Source organism: Streptomyces sp. NPDC127098 (assembly GCF_042722465.1).
Classification (GTDB): domain Bacteria; phylum Actinomycetota; class Actinomycetes; order Streptomycetales; family Streptomycetaceae; genus Streptomyces; species Streptomyces millisiae.
Map to the genome: position 1 here is coordinate 1 of NZ_JBHXFJ010000033.1, position 15,998 is coordinate 15,998.

Genomic DNA, 15,998 nt, shown 5'->3' on the forward strand with positions numbered 1-15,998 from the left:
CGTCCGGGCCGACGCCCTTCGACGCGCCGCCGGCCGTCGGCGAGGCCGCTCCCGATGCGGACTTCCCGCCGGCCGCCCCGGTCGGGCCGCCGCCGGTCGTCGGCGCGAAGCCGTCCGCCGGCCCGGCATGGCCTGGCTCGGACGCCGACGAGGCGCCGCCGGCCGACGCCGGGCGGGCCGCGTCCGGGCCGCCGCCGGTCGGTCCACCACCGCCCGTCGGCGCGCCACCGGCCGCGCCGCCGCCCTTCGGCGCGACTCCGGCGGGCACCGGCCGCCAGGCCGGCCCCGCACCCGACGCGGACTTCCCGCCTGCCACCCCGGTCGGGCCGCCGCCGGCCTGGTCGGACGTGGACACCTCGGGGAGCCGGCCGTCCCTGTGGGACGGGACCGACACGTCGAGCATCGCCGAGGCGGAGGACGTGTCCGTGGCGCCCCCCGCCACGGTGTTCGCGCCGCCCCTGGTGGCCGACGCCGGGGAGAGTTCGGGGCCGGCGTCCGAGGCGAGGACGGCGATCCTGCCGAGGGGCAGCGCGCTGCCGCCCACCGCCGTCCAGCAGGCTCCCCCTCCGGCGCGAGCCCCCGGCCCGTCCCCGTCCCCGGCGCCGGATTCCGGCCGGGGGGACGTGTCCTCGGCGGACACGGCGAAGGCCGCCCGGCCCGGCGGCGCGCCGCCGCCCGTTCCGCCGCCGCCCCCCGCGCCAGGACCCCGCCCGGCGCCGGCCCCGGCCGCCGGCGGGGGCGTCAACTACGTCCCGACGCAGGCCGTCTCGCCCGAGATGATCGACTCGCTGCGCCGCACCGTGAACAAGCCAGGCGGCGCGCCGGGGCCCGTGCCCCCGCCGCCTCCGCCGCCGGCCCCCAAGGGCGGGGCCGCCGGACCGCCGAGCCCGCCGCCCCCTCCCCCGCCGCCGGGCCCCGGACCGGCCCAGGCGTCGCCGCCACCGGTCAGCGGTGCCGGCCGGCCCGCCGGCTACGGCTACCCGCCCCCGCCGGCCGGGCAACCGACCGTCGGCTCCGGCTACATGGCCGTGCTGCGCTACCGCGCCGCAGACGGTTCGGAGCAGCAGCTGATCCGGCGTTCCGCGCCCGGCATGCCGCACCCGGAGTGGCAGATCCTGCACGAGCTGCACGCCATGGGCGTGCCCCCGCAGCAGGTGATCGAGCTGCACACGGAGTTGCAGTCGTGCGAGCTGCCCGGCGGCTACTGCGCCCGGATGATCCGCGAGACCTGGCCGCAGGTGCGGATCACGCACACCGCCGCCTACGGCCAGGACTTCGCGTCCCGGCAGGCGGGCGTGCGGCATCTCGTCGAGCACCAGGACGAGTTGCAGCAGTTCGCGGACGGGCCGCCCCGCTCGCAGCCGGTGCGGGCGGCGTTGCCGCAGCAGCAGCCGGCGCCGGCCGTCGGGCTCGACGTGATCGGGCAGGAGCTGACCCAGGCGTACGGGCCGCAGGGCGTGTTCCGTTACCAGCCGCAGCTGGTGTCCCGGCAGGGCGTGCCCGAGATCGTGACCCAGTCGCTGGTCTGGTCGGGTCTGCCCGTCGAGATCAGGCCCATCTTCTGGGCGCAGGCCCAGCCTGGGCGGCCGATCCCGACGCTGGCCGAGCTGGCCGCCGAGCGCGGGGTGCGGCCGGCGATGGACGCCGGTTCCTACCTGGTGCTCGGCAGCGACTTCGGGCAGCAGCTGTGCGTGCAGTACGGCACGGCGCACGTGGTGGCGGTGCCGTTGGAGGGCAGCCCGGACGGGCAGCCGTCGCCGGCGCGGTTCGTGAACACGTCGCTGCCTCAGTTCGCCCGCTGCATGGCGCTGTTGGGCCGGATGTGGCGGCTGCGCTACGGGCTCGACCCGGAGCAGGCCGGCCGCTGGACGACCGATTTCCAGGCGGAGTTGGCGTCGCTCGACCCGCAGGCGGTGCTGGACCCGGAGAACTGGTGGTCCGTGCTGCTCGAACAGATGTGGGACGGATTGTTGTAAGGCCCCTGCCGGCGTGTACATTGCGCGCCGGCACGCCTCGTCGACGAGGGTGTCGCCCGCAGGACCGGCGGGCGCTCTCGTGCGAAATGAGCCAATCGAAGCGGTACTTCGTCCCGGGGGTGGGAGCATTTACGCATGACCGGCTTCCCGAAGGCTCGCGGTCGCGGGTACCACCCCGCGCAGGTCGACCAGGTGCTGGCCAGGTTGGGTCGCGAACGCGACCAGGCGTGGCAGCAGCTCGCCGAGCTCAGCGTTCGTGTCGAGGAGTTGACCAGGGAGGCGGCCAGACTCACCGCGGCGGTCGCGGCGTTGCCGCCCACCTCGTACGAAGGGCTCGGGCGACGCGCCATGGCGCTGCTCGCCGAGGTGCAGGCCGAGGCCGTGGACCTGCGGGAGTCCACGGAGGCCCAGGCCCAGGAGATGGTCGACGCGGCCGACGCCGCCGCCCGTGAGCTGCTGGCCGCCGCCCAGGCGGACGCCAGCCGGCGGCGCGCCGAGTCGGACGCGGCGGCCGACGGCGTCATATCCCGGGCCTCCGCGCACGCCACCCGGCTGATGGCGGAGGCCCGACAGCACGCGATGACGCTGCGCGACGAGGCGTCGGCGGCGTTGGCCGAGGTGACCAGGCAGTGCCGGGCCCTCGTGGCCGAGCAGCGGGTGCGGCAGACCAGGGAGGCCCGCGCCCTGGAGCAGGAGTTGACGAAGCGCCAGGCGGCCGTGGACGCCCGGGTGCGGGCGCTGACGGAGCGGAGCGAGGCGCTGCTGGCCGACGCCAGGCGGGACCTGGCGGACGCGGAGGCCGAGGCGCGGGCCACCGAGCGGGCCGCGGACAGCCGGCGGGCCGAGTTGCTCGCCGAGGCGCGGCGGGCCCGGGAGCGGGTGGAGCGGGAGAGCGACCTCATCATCGAGGAGCTCGACGAGCGGTCCGAGCAGGTGCGGGCGCACCTGGACCACATCCGCGAGACGCTGGCCGCGCTCACCGGGCGTCGACCGCGACGACCGGCCCCGCCCCCCGAGGACGAGGAGTACCACGGGGAGCAGCCGGACGAGCGGGACGCACGGGGCGGCGGCGCCACCGAGCGGGGCTGACCAGGAAGGACCGGACGCGGACCGGATCGGCACAGATCCCGGCCGGAGCGTGCCCGGTATCCTGCGAGGATCCCCCGGCTCTCTCCCGGCACGCCATCGCGAGCGGCGAGAGACCCCGGGAGAGACCGCACCCCAGGACCGAAGGACGCGATCCCGTGAGCTCCAGCGCCATCCGCCCGGCCGCCATCATCGTTCTCGCCGCGGGTGAGGGGACCCGCATGAAGTCAGCCACGCCCAAGGTGCTGCACGAGATCTGCGGCCGGCCCCTGGTCGGCCACGTGGTGGCCGCCTGCCGCGAGCTCGACCCGCGCGAGCTCGTCGTCGTCGTCGGCCACGGCCGCGAGGCCGTCACCGCGCACCTCGCCGAGGCCGACCCGGCCGCCCGCACCGCCGTGCAGCACGAGCGGCGCGGCACCGCGCACGCGGTGCGCACCGCCGTCGAGGCGCTGGCGGCCGACGGCGTCGAGGCGGCCGGCACGATCCTGGTGACCTGCGGCGACATCCCCCTCCAGACCGCCGGGACGCTGCGCGCGCTGGCCGACACGCACGCCGCCGAGGGCAACGCGGTGACGGTCCTCACGGCCGAGGTGCCGGACGCCACCGGCTACGGCCGGGTGGTGCGCGGCGCGGACGGCGCGGTGACGGCCATCGTCGAGCACCGGGACGCCACGCCTGAGCAGCTGGCGATCAACGAGATCAACTCCGGGGTGCTGGCCTTCGACGGCCGGCTGCTCGCCGAGGCGCTCGGCCGGGTGCGGACCGACAACAGCCAGGGCGAGGAGTACCTGCCCGACGTGCTGACCATCCTGCGCGACGCCGGCCACCGGGTCGGCGCGGCGCGGGCCGCCGACCACCGGGAGCTGGTCGGCATCAACGACCGGGTGCAGCTGGCCGCCGCCCGCCGGCTGCTCAACGACCGGCTGCTCGAGCAGGCCATGCTGGCCGGCGTGACGGTCGTCGACCCGGCCACCACCTGGCTGGACGTGGCCGTCACCTACGAGCCGGACGCGGTGGTCCAGCCGAACACGCAGCTGCTCGGCGCCACGCACCTGGCGGCCGGCGCCGAGGTCGGCCCGGGCTGCCGGCTCAGGGACACCGTGGTCGGCGAGGGAGCGGTCGTCCGGGAGACGGTCGCGGAGGGCGCCCACGTGGGCACCGGCGCGCTCGTCGGCCCTTACGCCTATCTGCGTCCCGGCACGGTGCTCGGCCGTAAGGCCAAGGCCGGCACCTTTGTCGAGATGAAGAACTCGACAATCGGCGAGGGCACCAAGGTTCCGCATCTCTCCTATGTCGGCGACGCCACGATCGGTGACCACACGAACATCGGGGCGGCCACCGTGTTCGTGAACTACGACGGTGAGGAGAAGCACCACTCCTCGGTCGGCTCCTACTGCCGCACCGGCGCGGACAATATGTTCGTGGCGCCCGTCACAATCGGCGACGGCTCTTACACGGCGGCCGGTTCCGTGATCACCCGGGACGTTCCGCCGGGATCACTCGCGGTAGCCCGGGGCCAACAGCGCAATGTCGAGGGGTGGGTGGCACGCAAGCGACCCGCGTCCCCGGCGGCCCAGGCCGCCGACGCCGCCCTAGCTGCGACGGAGCGGAAGCCGCGGGAAGGCTGACCGGTACCGTAGTGGGTACCCACTCAGGTGGGTGAACGACCGCCCACGCGGCTACCAAGGAGACGTACTGTGACCGGGTTCAAGACCACCGGCGAGAAGAAACTGATGCTCTTCTCCGGCCGCGCCCACCCCGAGCTGGCCAAGGAGGTGGCCGAGGAATTGGGCGTAGGGATTGTTCCCACGACGGCCCGGGACTTCGCGAATGGCGAGATCTACGTTCGCTTTGAGGAATCGGTGCGGGGCGCCGACTGTTTTCTGATGCAGAGTCACACGGCGCCGATCAATACGTGGATCATGGAACAGCTGATCATGATCGACGCGCTGAAGCGGGCCTCGGCCCGCAGCATCTCGGTGATCATTCCGTTCTACGGCTATGCGCGGCAGGACAAGAAGCACCGGGGTCGGGAGCCGATTTCGGCGCGTCTGATGGCGGACCTGCTCAGCACCGCGGGCGCGGACCGGATCATCACCATGGACCTGCACGCCGACCAGGTGCAGGGCTACTTCGACGGGCCGGTCGACCACCTCTTCGCGCTGCCGGTGCTCGCGGACTACATCGCCAGCCGGACCGACCGCGAGCAGCTCACGGTCGTCTCCCCGGACGCGGGCCGGGTCCGGGTCGCCGACCGCTGGGCGGACCGCCTCGCGGCACCGCTGGCCATCGTCCACAAGCGGCGCGACCCGGACGTGGCCAACCAGGTCACGGTCCACGAGGTCGTGGGTGACGTGGACGGCCGGGTGTGCGTCCTGGTCGACGACATGATCGACACCGGCGGCACGATCTGCGCGGCGGCCGACGCGCTGTTCGCCAACGGCGCGCGGGACGTGATCGTGGCGGCCACGCACGGCGTCCTCTCGGGCCCGGCGGCGGACCGGCTGAAGAACTCGCGGGTGAGCGAGTTCATCTTCACCAACTCCCTGCCGACGCCGACGGAGGTCGCGCTCGACAAGATCACGGTCCTCTCGATGGCACCGACGATCGCCCGGGCCGTCCGGGAGGTCTTCGAGGACGGCTCGGTGACGAGCCTCTTCGAAGGCAACGCGTAGGCCTGGGCGGCCGGCCTCTGACCACCCCCCGCGTGCGGTCCGCGGCGCGGGGGGCTGGGCCGTGCGCCGCCCGGGCGCTCCGCGCCGGGGGTTTCCCCCACCCCCCGCCCCTCTCCGCTCCGCGGGGTGAACGGCGGCTCCGCCACCGGTGCCTGCCGGCGCTGCGCGCCGGGGGTTTCCCCCACCCACCCGCCCTCTCCGCGCTCCGCGCGGCCGGCGGAGCCGGGGCCAGCGGCGGCTGGGCCGACCAGGCGGCGGAGCCGCCGAGGCCTTCGGCCGGCGGCCGCCGCCGGGCCCCGCGCGAGGCCACCCGCCAAGGGTGGGTGGGTGGGCGCGGGCACCGCGGGGCCGCCGCCCCGCCGCCTGGTCGCGGCCAAGGCCGAGCGCCCGGCGACGTGGTGGTCTTCTCCACCCGGTAGGGTGGTATGGCTCGGCGAGGGAGGCCCTCAGGGGTTGTCCGTGATCGACGCGCTCTTCGTGGCTGGTCCGTTGGTCCGCCCTGGGCCGGGCGGCGTGATCGAGGCCCCACAGCGAGGAGCGAGGTAGAGCAATGGCTGATGTGAAGCTGACCGCCGAGGCGCGGCAGGAGTTCGGCAAGGGCGCGTCCCGGCGGATCCGGGCGGAGAACAAGGTGCCGGCCGTCATCTACGGGCACGGTTCGGAGCCGGTGCACGTGACCCTGCCGGGCCACGAGCTGATGCTGGCGCTGAAGACGCCGAACGTGCTGATCACCCTGGACGTCGCCGGCAAGCAGGAGCTGGTGATCCCGAAGGCCGTGCAGCGCGACGCCATCAAGGGTTTCCTGGTCCACATCGACCTGCTGCTGGTCAAGCGCGGCGAGAAGGTCACCGTCGAGGTGCCGGTCCACACCGAGGGCGAGCTCGCCCCGGGCGGCGGTCTGCTGGAGCACGTGCTGAGCGCGCTGCCGGTCGAGGCCGAGGCCACCCACATCCCGGAGTCGCTCAGCGTCTCGGTCGAGGGCCTGGAGCCGGGTGCCTCGGTGCTCGCGAAGGACATCAAGCTGCCGAACGGCACCTCGCTCGCGGTCGAGGAGGACACGGTCGTGCTGCAGGTCCTGCAGCCGCAGGCCGAGGAGCCGGCGCCGGCGGCCGCCGAGGGCGAGGGTGAGGCCGCCGAGGCGGCGGCGACCGCCTGACGGACGAGGAGCCCGAGCGGGAGACGGTGATGACGACGACGACCACGGACGAACCCTGGCTGATCGCCGGCCTCGGCAACCCGGGGCCGCAGTACGCCGCGAACCGGCACAACGTCGGCTTCATGGTCGTCGACCTGCTGGCCGAGCGGATCGGCGGGAGGTTCTCGTCACACCGGTCCCGAGCCATGCTGTGCGAGGGCCGGCTCGGCGCCCCCGGCGCCGGCGGCCCGCGCGTGCTGCTGGCCAAGCCGATGACGTACATGAACGTCTCGGGCGGGCCCGTCACGTCGCTCAGCACCTTCTACAAGGTCCCCGTCTCCCGGCTGGTCGTGATCCACGACGAGTTGGACATCGGCTTCGGCGCGCTGCGCCTCAAGCTGGGCGGCGGGGACAACGGGCACAACGGGCTGAAGTCCATCACGGCCTCGCTCGGCCGGGACTACTACCGGGTCCGCTTCGGCATCGGCCGCCCGCCGGGCCGGATGGACGTGGCGGCGTTCGTGCTGAAGGACTTCTCCGCGGTCGAGCGCAAGGAGCTCGACCTGCTCGTCGACCGCGCCGCCGACGCCGTGGAGAGCCTGCTGACGGAGGGTCTGGAGCGGGCCCAGGGCGCGTACAACAGCTGACGGAGAGCGACGGGGGTTGACCGGTCGCAGAGCTGTGGCCAAAGATCGGCGGCATGTCCGCGACCACCCGCACCGCTCGCCGCAGCTTCGCCCGCCGGGCGGGTGAGAGTGCCTTCGGCGTCCTGCTGCTCGTGCGGTACCTCCTCCTGGGGCTGCTGACGCTGCTGATCGTGGTCGGCGGCTTCCTCGGGTCCTGGGACACGGCGCGGGACGCGATGTCCCCCGGTGAACTCCCGCAGGGTCGGCTGACGGTCGCCGCCTGCTCCGACGACGCCTGCACCGGCGTCTTCGAGCCGAGCGGCGCGACCGTGGCGCTGGTCCAGCCGATCGGCCGCGAGCCGGGCGAGACGCTCGACGTCGCCGTGTACGAGGACACCGGAGAGGCGATCCGCACCGGGCTGCCCGGCGTCCTCTACTCCTGGCTGCCGCTGATGGGCGCCCTGCTGCTGGCCTCGGTCGTGATCGCCGGCGGCCTGCGGATGTACCGCGTGGCGGCCGCCACCGGCGCGACGGCGCTGGCCGCGCTCGGGCTCACGTTCGCGCTCTGGATCTGAGCGCCTGGAGTCAGTGGGCCCGGACCGAGGGCCCGACGATGCCGCCGAGGCGCCCCGACCCTGACCGGAGACGCTGCTCACGCCCGGCCGGCCAGGCCACCGCGCTGGGTCTGACGTTCGCGCTCTGGATCTAGGCCACCAGGACGGGGCGACGCCTGACGAGCATCACGAGGACGGCCGCCACCGCGCACAGCATGCCGGCCGAGGTCCAGGCCAGGTCGTAGGAGCCGGTGACGTCCCGGATCAGTCCCGCGCCGAAGGCGACGACGGCGGCGCCGAGTTGGTGTGCGGCGAGGACCCAGCCGAAGACGACGCCGGCCTCCTCGCCGAAGTGCTCCCGGCAGAGCGCGATCGTCGGCGGCACGGTCGCCACCCAGTCGAGCCCGTAGAAGACCACGAAGAACAGCATCGGCGGCTGCACCGAGGACTCGAACAGCACCGGCAGGAACAGCAGCGACAGGCCGCGCAGGGCGTAGTAGACGGCGAGCAGCCGGCGCGCGTCGTAGCGGTCGGTCAGCCAGCCGGAGAAGACCGTGCCGATCAGGTCGAAGATCCCGATCAGCGCCAGCAGCGAGGCGGCGACCGGCACCGGCATGCCGTGCTCGTGGGCGCCGGGCACGAAGTGGGTGCCGATCAGGCCGTTGGTCGAGGCGCCGCAGATCGCGAAGGAGACGGCGAGTAGCCAGAAGACCCGGGTGCGCATGGCGGAGCCGAGCGCGCCGACGGCCCGGCGGGCGGCGCCGGCCGGTGGGCGGGGCGGGGCGGGGCGACGTAGTCGTCCCCGGCGCCGAAGGGGCGTATGCCGAGGTCCTCCGGGCGGTCCCGCAGCAGCCAGACCACCAGTGGCACCACGGCGAGCGCGCACAACGCGACGGCGACCGCCGCCGCGCGCCATCCGGGACCCTCGACCAGCAGGCCGACGACGGGCAGGAAGACCAGGTTGCCGGCCGCGCCGCCGGCGGTGAGCACGCCGGTGACCAGGCCGCGGCGGGCGACGAACCAGCGGCCGGCGATGGTGGCCGAGAAGGCCAGCGCCATCGAGCCGGCGCCGAGCCCGACCAGGACGCCCCAGCAGAGCACCAGTTGCCACTGGCTGTCCATCCAGACGGTCAGGCCGCTGCCGGCGGAGATCATCAGCAGCGCGCCGCACACCACCCGCCGGATCCCGTAGCGCTCCATCAGCGCGGTGGCGAAGGGCGCGGTGAAGCCGTAGAGCAGCAGGTTGACGGAGACGGCGAACGAGATCGAGCCGCGTGACCAGCCGAACTCGTCGTGCAGCGGGTCGATCAGCACGCCGGTGGTGGACCGGAAGCCGGCGGCGCCGACGAGCACCAGGAAGGCGACGAGGGCGACCCACCACGCCGGGTGGACGCGCGGCGCCCGGGCGACGGAGGTGGGGGTCGTCGGCTGTTCGGTCTGGGTCACCCCACGATCGTGCGGTGTCGGCGCCCGCCCGACGAGTGGCCCGACGGCCGCGATGTGCAAGGATCGGGCCATGGACACCGTGAACGGGCAGAGCGAGCCACGGCACCGGGTCGCGGTGCTGGTGCGGGACGGGCTGCTGCCCATCGAACTCGGCATCGTGCACCGGCTGTTCGGCCGGGCCGTGGCGGCCGACGGGCGGCCGCTCTACGAGGTGGTGACGTGCGCGGTCCACCCGGGGCGGGTGCGCTCGGACGCCGACTTCGACATCGTCGTCGACGCGGGGCCCGAGGCGCTGGCCACGGCCGACACGGTGATCGTGCCGGCCGCGCACGGCAGCGACACCGCCGTCGAGGGCCGGATCTCGGCGGAGCTCAGAGCCGCGCTTGACCTGATCAGGCCCGGCACCAGGATCGCCTCCATCTGCACCGGCGCCTTCGTGCTGGCCGCCGCCGGGCTGCTCGACGGCCGGCGGGCCACCACCCACTGGGACGCCTGTGAGCAGTTCCGCAGGCTCTTCCCCCGGGTCCGCCTCGAACCCGACATCCTCTACACCGAGGACCACACCGGCGAGGCCCCCATCCTCACCTCGGCCGGCGTCGCGGCCGGCATCGACCTGTGCCTGCACCTGGTGCGGCGGGACTTCGGCTCGGCCGTCGCCAACTCGGTGGCCCGCCGCACGGTGGTGCCGCCGCACCGGGAGGGCGGGCAGGCGCAGTACGTGGAACGGCCGGTGCCGGGCGACGGCGAGCGGTCCACCGGGCGGGCCAGGGCGTGGGCGCTCGACCGGCTCGGCCAGCCGGTGACGCTGCGGCAGCTGGCCGATCTCGAGGCGATGAGCGTGCGCACGTTTACCCGCAGGTTCCGCGCGGAGACCGGTCTTTCGCCGCAGCGCTGGCTGGTCCAGCAGCGCCTGGAGCGGGCCAGGCAGCTGCTGGAGGAGAGTGACCTGCCGGTGGACCGGGTCGCCGAGCAGGCCGGCTTCGGCACGGCGGCCTCGCTGCGCCAGCACCTGCACCGGGCGCTGGGCGTGTCGCCCAGCACCTACCGCCGCACCTTCCGCCGCGACCCCGCCTGACCGGCGGGGCGCGGCCCGTCGCCGCCGCCTGCCGTCTGCTGCCCGCCAGGGCTACCCCGTGTTGCGCAGGCCCGCCGCCACGCCGTTGACGGTGAGGAGGAGCGCGCGGGAGAGCAGCTGGTCCGGCTCCTCGCCCCTGGCGGCCGCCTCGCGCTGCCGGTGCAGCAGGGTGACCTGGAGGTAGGAGATCGGGTCCAGGTAGGCGTCCCTGATGTGCAGGGTGCGCTGCAACGCCGGGTTGGCGTCAAGCAGTTCGCGCTCGCCGGTGATCCGCAGCACCTCGGCGACGGTCAGCGCGTGCTCCGCCTCGATGGTCGCGAAGACGTGCTTCAGCTCGTCCGGCACCAGCGTCTCCACGTAGTGGCGGGCGATCCGCAGGTCCGTCTTGGCCAGCGTCATCTCGACGTTGGACAGGAAGTTGCGGAAGAAGTGCCAGTGCTCGAACGCTTCGGCCAGCACGTCGTCGAGGCCGGCCTCGCGGGCCGCCCTGAGCCCGGTGCCCACGCCGAACCAGCCGGGCACGATCTGCCGCGACTGGGTCCAGCCGAACACCCACGGGATGGCGCGCAGTCCGTCGAGCCCGGCGCCGCTGTCCGGGCGGCGGGACGGGCGGGAGCCCAGGTGCAGCTCGGCCAGCTGGTCCACCGGCGTCGAGGCGAAGAAGTACGCCGGCAGGTCGGGGTCCTCGACCAGGCGGCGGTAGGCGGAGTGCGCCGCGTCCGAGACGGTGTCCATCGCCGCGTCCCAGCGGGCCAGCGCCTCCTGGGACTGCCGGGGCGCGGTGTGCAGGGCCGAGGCCTGGAGCGTGGCGGCGACCGTGAGCTCCAGGTTCTCCCTGGCGAGCGACGGCACCAGGTACTTGTCGGAGATCACCTCGCCCTGCTCGGTGACCTTGATCTCGCCCTCCAGCGTGCCCCAGGGCTGGGCCAGGATCGCGTCGTGGGTGGGGCCGCCGCCGCGGCCGACGGTGCCGCCCCGGCCGTGGAAGAGCCGCAGCCGCACCCCGTGCCGGTGCGCCACGTCGCGCAGCCGGCGCTGGGCCCGGTGGATCTCCCACTGCGAGGTGGTGATGCCGCCGAACTTCGACGAGTCGCTGTAGCCGAGCATGACCTCCTGCACGTCGTCCCGGAGCGAGACGAGCCGCCGGTAGGAGGGGTCGGAGAGCATCGAGTCGAGCAGCTCGTCGGCGATCTTCAGCTCGTCGGTGGTCTCCAGCAGCGGCACGATGCCGATCTTCGCCCAGCCGGCGTGCAGGTCGATCAGGCCGGCCTCGCGGGCCAGCACGGCGGCCGCGAACACGTCGTCCGCACCCTGGCACATCGAGATGATGTACGACTCGATGACCTCGGGTCCGAAGCTGTCGAGCGCCCGGCGGACGGTCTCGAAGACGCCCAGGGTCTTGGCGCCGGCCGCGTCGAGCGGGGCCGGGGTCGGGGCCAGCGGGCGGCGCGAGCGCAGCTCCTTGGCGAGCAGCCTGGTGCGGTACTCGCGGGGCATGTCCGCGTAGCGCCAGGACTCCTCGCCGAGCCGGTCGAAGAGCTGGCCGAGCGCGTGGTGGTGGGCGTCGGCGTGCTCCCGCACGTCCATGGTGGCGAGTTGCAGGCCGAACGCGGCCAGCGTGCGCATCAGCCGCTCCAGGCGGCCGTCGGCGATCAGCTGGCCGCGGTGCTCGCGCAGCGAGTCCTGGACCAGCGCCAGGTCGGTCAGCAGCTCCCCGGTGCCCAGGTAGTCGCGGCCCGGCACGTGCACGGTGCCCTTGGCGAGCCGGGTGCGGGTGTTGAGGAGCTTCTGCCGGATGCAGGTGACCTTGAGCCGGTAGGGCTCCTCCGCGTTGAGCCGCTTGTAGCGCGGGGTGATCTCGGGCAGCAGCGCGATGTCCCGGTCGAGGGAGTCGAGCAGCTCCTGGCTGGCGCCGCTGTTGCGGATCGAGTTGGAGAGCGCGCCGCGCAGCTCGTCGATGTGGTGCAGCGCGCTGGAGATGCCGTGCTCGTGCTGGAGCAGCAGCACGTCCCAGGTGACCTGGGGGGTGACGTTGGGGTTGCCGTCCCGGTCGCCGCCGATCCAGGTGCCGAAGGTCAGCGGACGGCTGCCGGAGGGCATGGGGGCGCCGGCCCGCTCCAGTTCGGCGGCCAGGTCCTCCAGCACGTCGCCGACGGCGCCGGCGTGCAGTTCGTCCAGGTAGTAGACGGCGTTGCGCGCCTCGTCGGCCGGCTCGGGGCGGGCCACGCGCAGTTCGTCGGTCTGCCAGATGAGGTCGATGTTCTCGGCGAGCCGGAGGTCGGTGCGGCGCCGGTCGCCGCCGTGCTCGGCCTCGGGGTTGTCGAGCAGCTCGGCGATCTTGCGGAGCTTGGTGAGGACCGAGCGTCTCGCGGCCTCGGTGGGGTGCGCGGTGAACACCGGCCGTACGCCGAGGTTGGCCACGGTCTGCCGCAGGTGCGCCGGGTCGGCGTCCTTGAGCATGTCGGCGGTGCGGGAGAGCACCCCGCCCTCGGCGGCGCGGTGGTCGCGCAGCGCGCGGCCGCGGTGCACCTGCTCGGTGACGTTCGCGAGGTGGAAGTAGGTGGAGAACGCGCGCACGAGCTTGGCCGCGGTGGCCAGGTCGGTCGAGCCGAGCAGCTCGGCGGCGGCCTCGCCGTCCGTGCGGGTCAGGGCGCGGACGCGTTCGACAAGGTCAAGCAGCTCGGGGCCGTCCTGACGCACCAGCGTCTCGCCGAGCAGGTCCCCCAGACGGCGGATGTCGGCGCGCAGCGCGGTACCGCTTTCCGGGGCGACCGGGGTGGGTGTCTCGTTGCTGTCGGGACTGCTCACGGTTGCGGCTCCTCGCAGCTGGGCTCTTCCGGGAGGTCGTTGGCTCAAGATGGCGGGCTGAGGCGGACCTCGCTGTCCGACAGGCCAATCGTAGTCAGGGTGTGCCATCGGTCCGGCACGGCGCGGTCGCCTAGGTTTGCGCCGCTTGCGCCGTCCGCTACGACTTGCGATGGTTACGATGCCGTAGGTTACGGTCCCGTAGGTATCCCCTTCCCCCCTGTCGGGAACCCCCCACTCCCCCCACCGAGGAACCCCCATGACCGCAAGTCCTGACCTGGCGCCCGCCGACCGGGCCGAAGCCGGCGCGCCACCCGCTCCCCCGCAGCCGTCCGCCACCCTCGGCGGCGAGCGGCGCGGCACGGCGGAGCAGGTCGCGCTCCTCCTGTTCATCGTGATGCCGTTCCTGGCGCTGCTCGCCGCCGTCCCGCTGGCCTGGGGCTGGGGGGTGAGCTGGCTCGACCTGACGCTGATGGTGGTCTTCTACTTCCTCGGCGTGCACGGCGTCACCATCGGCTTCCACCGGCACTTCACGCACCGCTCGTTCAAGGCGAAGCGGCCGATGCGGGTCGCGCTGGCCATCGCCGGCTCGTTCGCCGCCGAGGGCCCCGTGGTCCGCTGGGTGGCCGACCACCGCAGGCACCACAAGCACTCGGACGCGGAGGGCGACCCGCACTCGCCCTGGCGGTACGGCGAGACCGTGCCGGCGCTGGTCAAGGGCCTGTTCTGGGCGCACATGGGGTGGATGTTCGACCGCGAGCAGACGCCGCAGCACGTGTACGCGCCCGACCTGGTCAAGGACGCCGACGTGCGCCGCGTCTCCCGGCAGTTCGCGCTCTGGACGACGGTGTCGCTGCTGCTGCCGCCGCTGCTCGGCGGGCTGGTCACGTGGTCGTGGGAGGGCGCGCTGAGCGCGTTCTTCTGGGGCTCGCTGGTGCGGATCGCGCTGATCCACCACGTCACCTGGTCGATCAACTCGATCTGCCACGCCGCCGGCAGGCAGCCGTTCCTCTCCCGGGACCGCTCGGGCAACGTGTGGTGGCTGGCGATCCTGTCCTGCGGCGAGTCCTGGCACAACCTGCACCACGCCGACCCGACGTGCGCCCGGCACGGCGTGGACCGCTGGCAACTGGACTCCAGCGCCCGGCTGATCAGCTGGTTCGAGAAGGCCGGCTGGGTCTACGACGTGCGCTGGCCGAAGCAGTCACGAATCGACGCCAAGCGCGCGATCCCGGGCGGCGAGGACACCGATTCGGGAGCGAACCGTAAGGAAAACCATCAGGGAAGCGCCGCACCGAACACGGCATGATGGGTGGCGTGGCGACCGACAACAGCATCAACGACGACGGCAAGGGCAGGAATCCGCGCCCCACGCGACGGGTCCGCCGGAGAATGACGGGCACCGAACGCCGGGAACAGCTGCTGGACATCGGCCGCACGCTCTTCGCGGAGCGCGGTTTCGAGGGCACCTCGGTGGAGGAGATCGCGGCCAAGGCCGGAGTCTCCAAACCGGTGGTCTACGAGCACTTCGGCGGCAAGGAGGGGCTCTACGCGGTCGTGGTCGACCGGGAGATGAGCAGGCTGCTCTCGATGGTCACCGGTGCCCTGACCGCGGGCCACCCACGCGAGCTGCTGGAACAGGCGGCGTTCGCGCTGCTCGACTACATCGACCAGTACACGGACGGCTTCCACATCCTGGTGCGGGACTCGCCGGTCGCCCAGTCGACCGGCACCTTCGCCTCGCTCATCGGGGACATCGCCACCCAGGTCGAGGACATCCTGGGCGTCGAGTTCAAGGGCCGCGGCTTCGACGCGAAGCTGGCCCCGATGTACTCGCAGGCGCTGGTGGGCATGGTGGCGCTGACCGGGCAGTGGTGGCTCAACGTCCGCAAGCCCAAGAAGGCCGAGGTGGCCGCCCACCTGGTCAACCTGGCCTGGCACGGCCTCCAGGGCCTGGAGCACGACCCGCAGCTGGTGGGCCGCCGCCGGGCGTAGCGGTTCCCGACGCAGAGAGACGGCCCCCTCCCCGGGTGTTCGGGGAGGGGGCCGTCTCATCGTGGAGCACCGGCCAGGAGGCCGATGCGCCCGGGACTCGCCGGTCCTCAGTTGTTGGCGACGCCGTTGCCGGAGAGGACCGCCAGGTCGTCGAGGAGGTGCGACAGCGGGTCGTCGCCGTCGATCTGCACCGAGTTCTCGGTGCAGTTCTGGTCGTTCTTGCTGGTGAGCACGTCCTGGACGCCGATCGGGATGGCCAGGACGTTGACCACGTTCTGCACGTCGAGCTGGTTGATCGGGACGCAGACCTCGTTCAGCGTGCTGTTGACGAGACCGAGGTTCGGGCTCAGAACGCCACTGGTGGTGGTGTTGCCCGTGGCGTCGAAGTTGCCGTTGCCACTGATCGTGGTGGGGCCCTCGTCGTTGCTGATGGCCATGGCGGGGGCGGCAGCCATGCCCGCCACGCCGGCGGCGGTGGCCGCGACGGCGGCGGTGGCAAGCGTCTTCTTCAGCACTTGGCTTGTCCTTCCGAGTCTTTGATGCCCTGTTCTTGGAGCGCACTGAACAACGCGTCGACCCGGTTTCGGTTGCCGCCGTTCACCCGAATTGCCCAATCCTGGGACCC

At 73.4% G+C, this 15,998-nt stretch carries 12 protein-coding genes and 1 pseudogene; 10 read left to right on the top strand and 3 right to left on the bottom strand.

The window, feature by feature from the left end; translation table 11 throughout:
* The 7 genes from ACFWI8_RS20950 to ACFWI8_RS20980 all read left to right on the top strand — a co-directional run.
* The coding region (locus ACFWI8_RS20950; RefSeq protein ID WP_387093647.1) for an SUKH-4 family immunity protein at window positions 1–1,976 on the top strand (1,976 nt) is incomplete at its 5' end.
* A gap of 135 nt (window positions 1,977–2,111) precedes the next feature.
* The gene (locus ACFWI8_RS20955) at window positions 2,112–3,065 is read left to right on the top strand and encodes a cellulose-binding protein (protein ID WP_387093650.1); all 954 of its coding nucleotides are present in this window, start codon (window positions 2,112–2,114) and stop codon (window positions 3,063–3,065) included.
* Window positions 3,066–3,220: 155 nt separating this feature from the next.
* Complete coding sequence (glmU, locus tag ACFWI8_RS20960) at window positions 3,221–4,690, top strand: bifunctional UDP-N-acetylglucosamine diphosphorylase/glucosamine-1-phosphate N-acetyltransferase GlmU (protein WP_387093653.1); 1,470 nt, start codon at window positions 3,221–3,223, stop codon at window positions 4,688–4,690.
* 69 nt (window positions 4,691–4,759) lie between these two features.
* Window positions 4,760–5,737: a ribose-phosphate diphosphokinase gene (locus ACFWI8_RS20965; protein ID WP_387093656.1), complete on the top strand. Its 978-nt coding sequence runs from the start codon at window positions 4,760–4,762 to the stop codon at window positions 5,735–5,737.
* 550 nt (window positions 5,738–6,287) lie between these two features.
* Window positions 6,288–6,893: a 50S ribosomal protein L25/general stress protein Ctc gene (locus ACFWI8_RS20970; RefSeq protein WP_387093659.1), complete on the top strand. Its 606-nt coding sequence runs from the start codon at window positions 6,288–6,290 to the stop codon at window positions 6,891–6,893.
* 29 nt (window positions 6,894–6,922) lie between these two features.
* Entirely contained in the window at window positions 6,923–7,519 is a 597-nt protein-coding gene (gene pth, locus ACFWI8_RS20975) for an aminoacyl-tRNA hydrolase (protein WP_387093662.1), read from the top strand.
* A 53-nt stretch (window positions 7,520–7,572) separates the two neighbouring features.
* Window positions 7,573–8,073, top strand: coding sequence for a hypothetical protein (locus ACFWI8_RS20980; protein WP_387093665.1), 501 nt, complete (start codon window positions 7,573–7,575; stop codon window positions 8,071–8,073).
* A 130-nt stretch (window positions 8,074–8,203) separates the two neighbouring features.
* On the opposite strand, the pseudogene ACFWI8_RS20985 reads toward ACFWI8_RS20980, so the two are convergent.
* Window positions 8,204–9,498, bottom strand: a pseudogene (locus ACFWI8_RS20985) (MFS transporter).
* A 70-nt stretch (window positions 9,499–9,568) separates the two neighbouring features.
* Here ACFWI8_RS20985 and ACFWI8_RS20990 point away from each other — a divergent pair.
* Window positions 9,569–10,573, top strand: a complete 1,005-nt coding sequence (locus ACFWI8_RS20990) for a GlxA family transcriptional regulator (protein ID WP_387093668.1) — start codon at window positions 9,569–9,571, stop codon at window positions 10,571–10,573.
* A 51-nt stretch (window positions 10,574–10,624) separates the two neighbouring features.
* On the opposite strand, the gene ppc is transcribed toward ACFWI8_RS20990, so the two are convergent.
* Window positions 10,625–13,381 (bottom strand): phosphoenolpyruvate carboxylase, encoded by a 2,757-nt coding sequence (gene ppc / locus ACFWI8_RS20995; protein ID WP_387093671.1) that lies wholly within the window; start codon window positions 13,379–13,381, stop codon window positions 10,625–10,627.
* Window positions 13,382–13,637: 256 nt separating this feature from the next.
* On the opposite strand from ppc, the gene ACFWI8_RS21000 reads away from it, so the two are divergent.
* Both ACFWI8_RS21000 and ACFWI8_RS21005 read left to right on the top strand, forming a co-directional pair.
* Window positions 13,638–14,687 (top strand): acyl-CoA desaturase, encoded by a 1,050-nt coding sequence (locus tag ACFWI8_RS21000; protein ID WP_387093674.1) that lies wholly within the window; start codon window positions 13,638–13,640, stop codon window positions 14,685–14,687.
* On the top strand, window positions 14,687–15,373 hold the full coding sequence (locus tag ACFWI8_RS21005) for a TetR family transcriptional regulator (protein WP_387093854.1): 687 nt from the start codon (window positions 14,687–14,689) through the stop codon (window positions 15,371–15,373). Before ACFWI8_RS21000 ends, ACFWI8_RS21005 begins: the two co-directional genes overlap by 1 nt.
* Window positions 15,374–15,480: 107 nt before the next feature.
* Here ACFWI8_RS21005 and ACFWI8_RS21010 read toward each other — a convergent pair whose 3' ends face one another.
* Window positions 15,481–15,888, bottom strand: coding sequence for a rodlin (locus ACFWI8_RS21010; RefSeq protein ID WP_387093677.1), 408 nt, complete (start codon window positions 15,886–15,888; stop codon window positions 15,481–15,483).
* Between the last annotated feature and the right edge of the window lie 110 nt (window positions 15,889–15,998).

Coding starts and splice junctions, on each gene's coding strand:
- ACFWI8_RS20955 (WP_387093650.1), top strand. CDS start 2,112: ATGACCGGCTTCCCGAAGGCTCGCGGTCGCGGGTACCACCCCGCGCAG.
- ACFWI8_RS20970 (WP_387093659.1), top strand. CDS start 6,288: ATGGCTGATGTGAAGCTGACCGCCGAGGCGCGGCAGGAGTTCGGCAAG.
- pth (WP_387093662.1), top strand. CDS start 6,923: ATGACGACGACGACCACGGACGAACCCTGGCTGATCGCCGGCCTCGGC.
- ACFWI8_RS20980 (WP_387093665.1), top strand. CDS start 7,573: ATGTCCGCGACCACCCGCACCGCTCGCCGCAGCTTCGCCCGCCGGGCG.
- ACFWI8_RS20990 (WP_387093668.1), top strand. CDS start 9,569: ATGGACACCGTGAACGGGCAGAGCGAGCCACGGCACCGGGTCGCGGTG.
- ACFWI8_RS21000 (WP_387093674.1), top strand. CDS start 13,638: ATGACCGCAAGTCCTGACCTGGCGCCCGCCGACCGGGCCGAAGCCGGC.
- ACFWI8_RS21005 (WP_387093854.1), top strand. CDS start 14,687: ATGGGTGGCGTGGCGACCGACAACAGCATCAACGACGACGGCAAGGGC.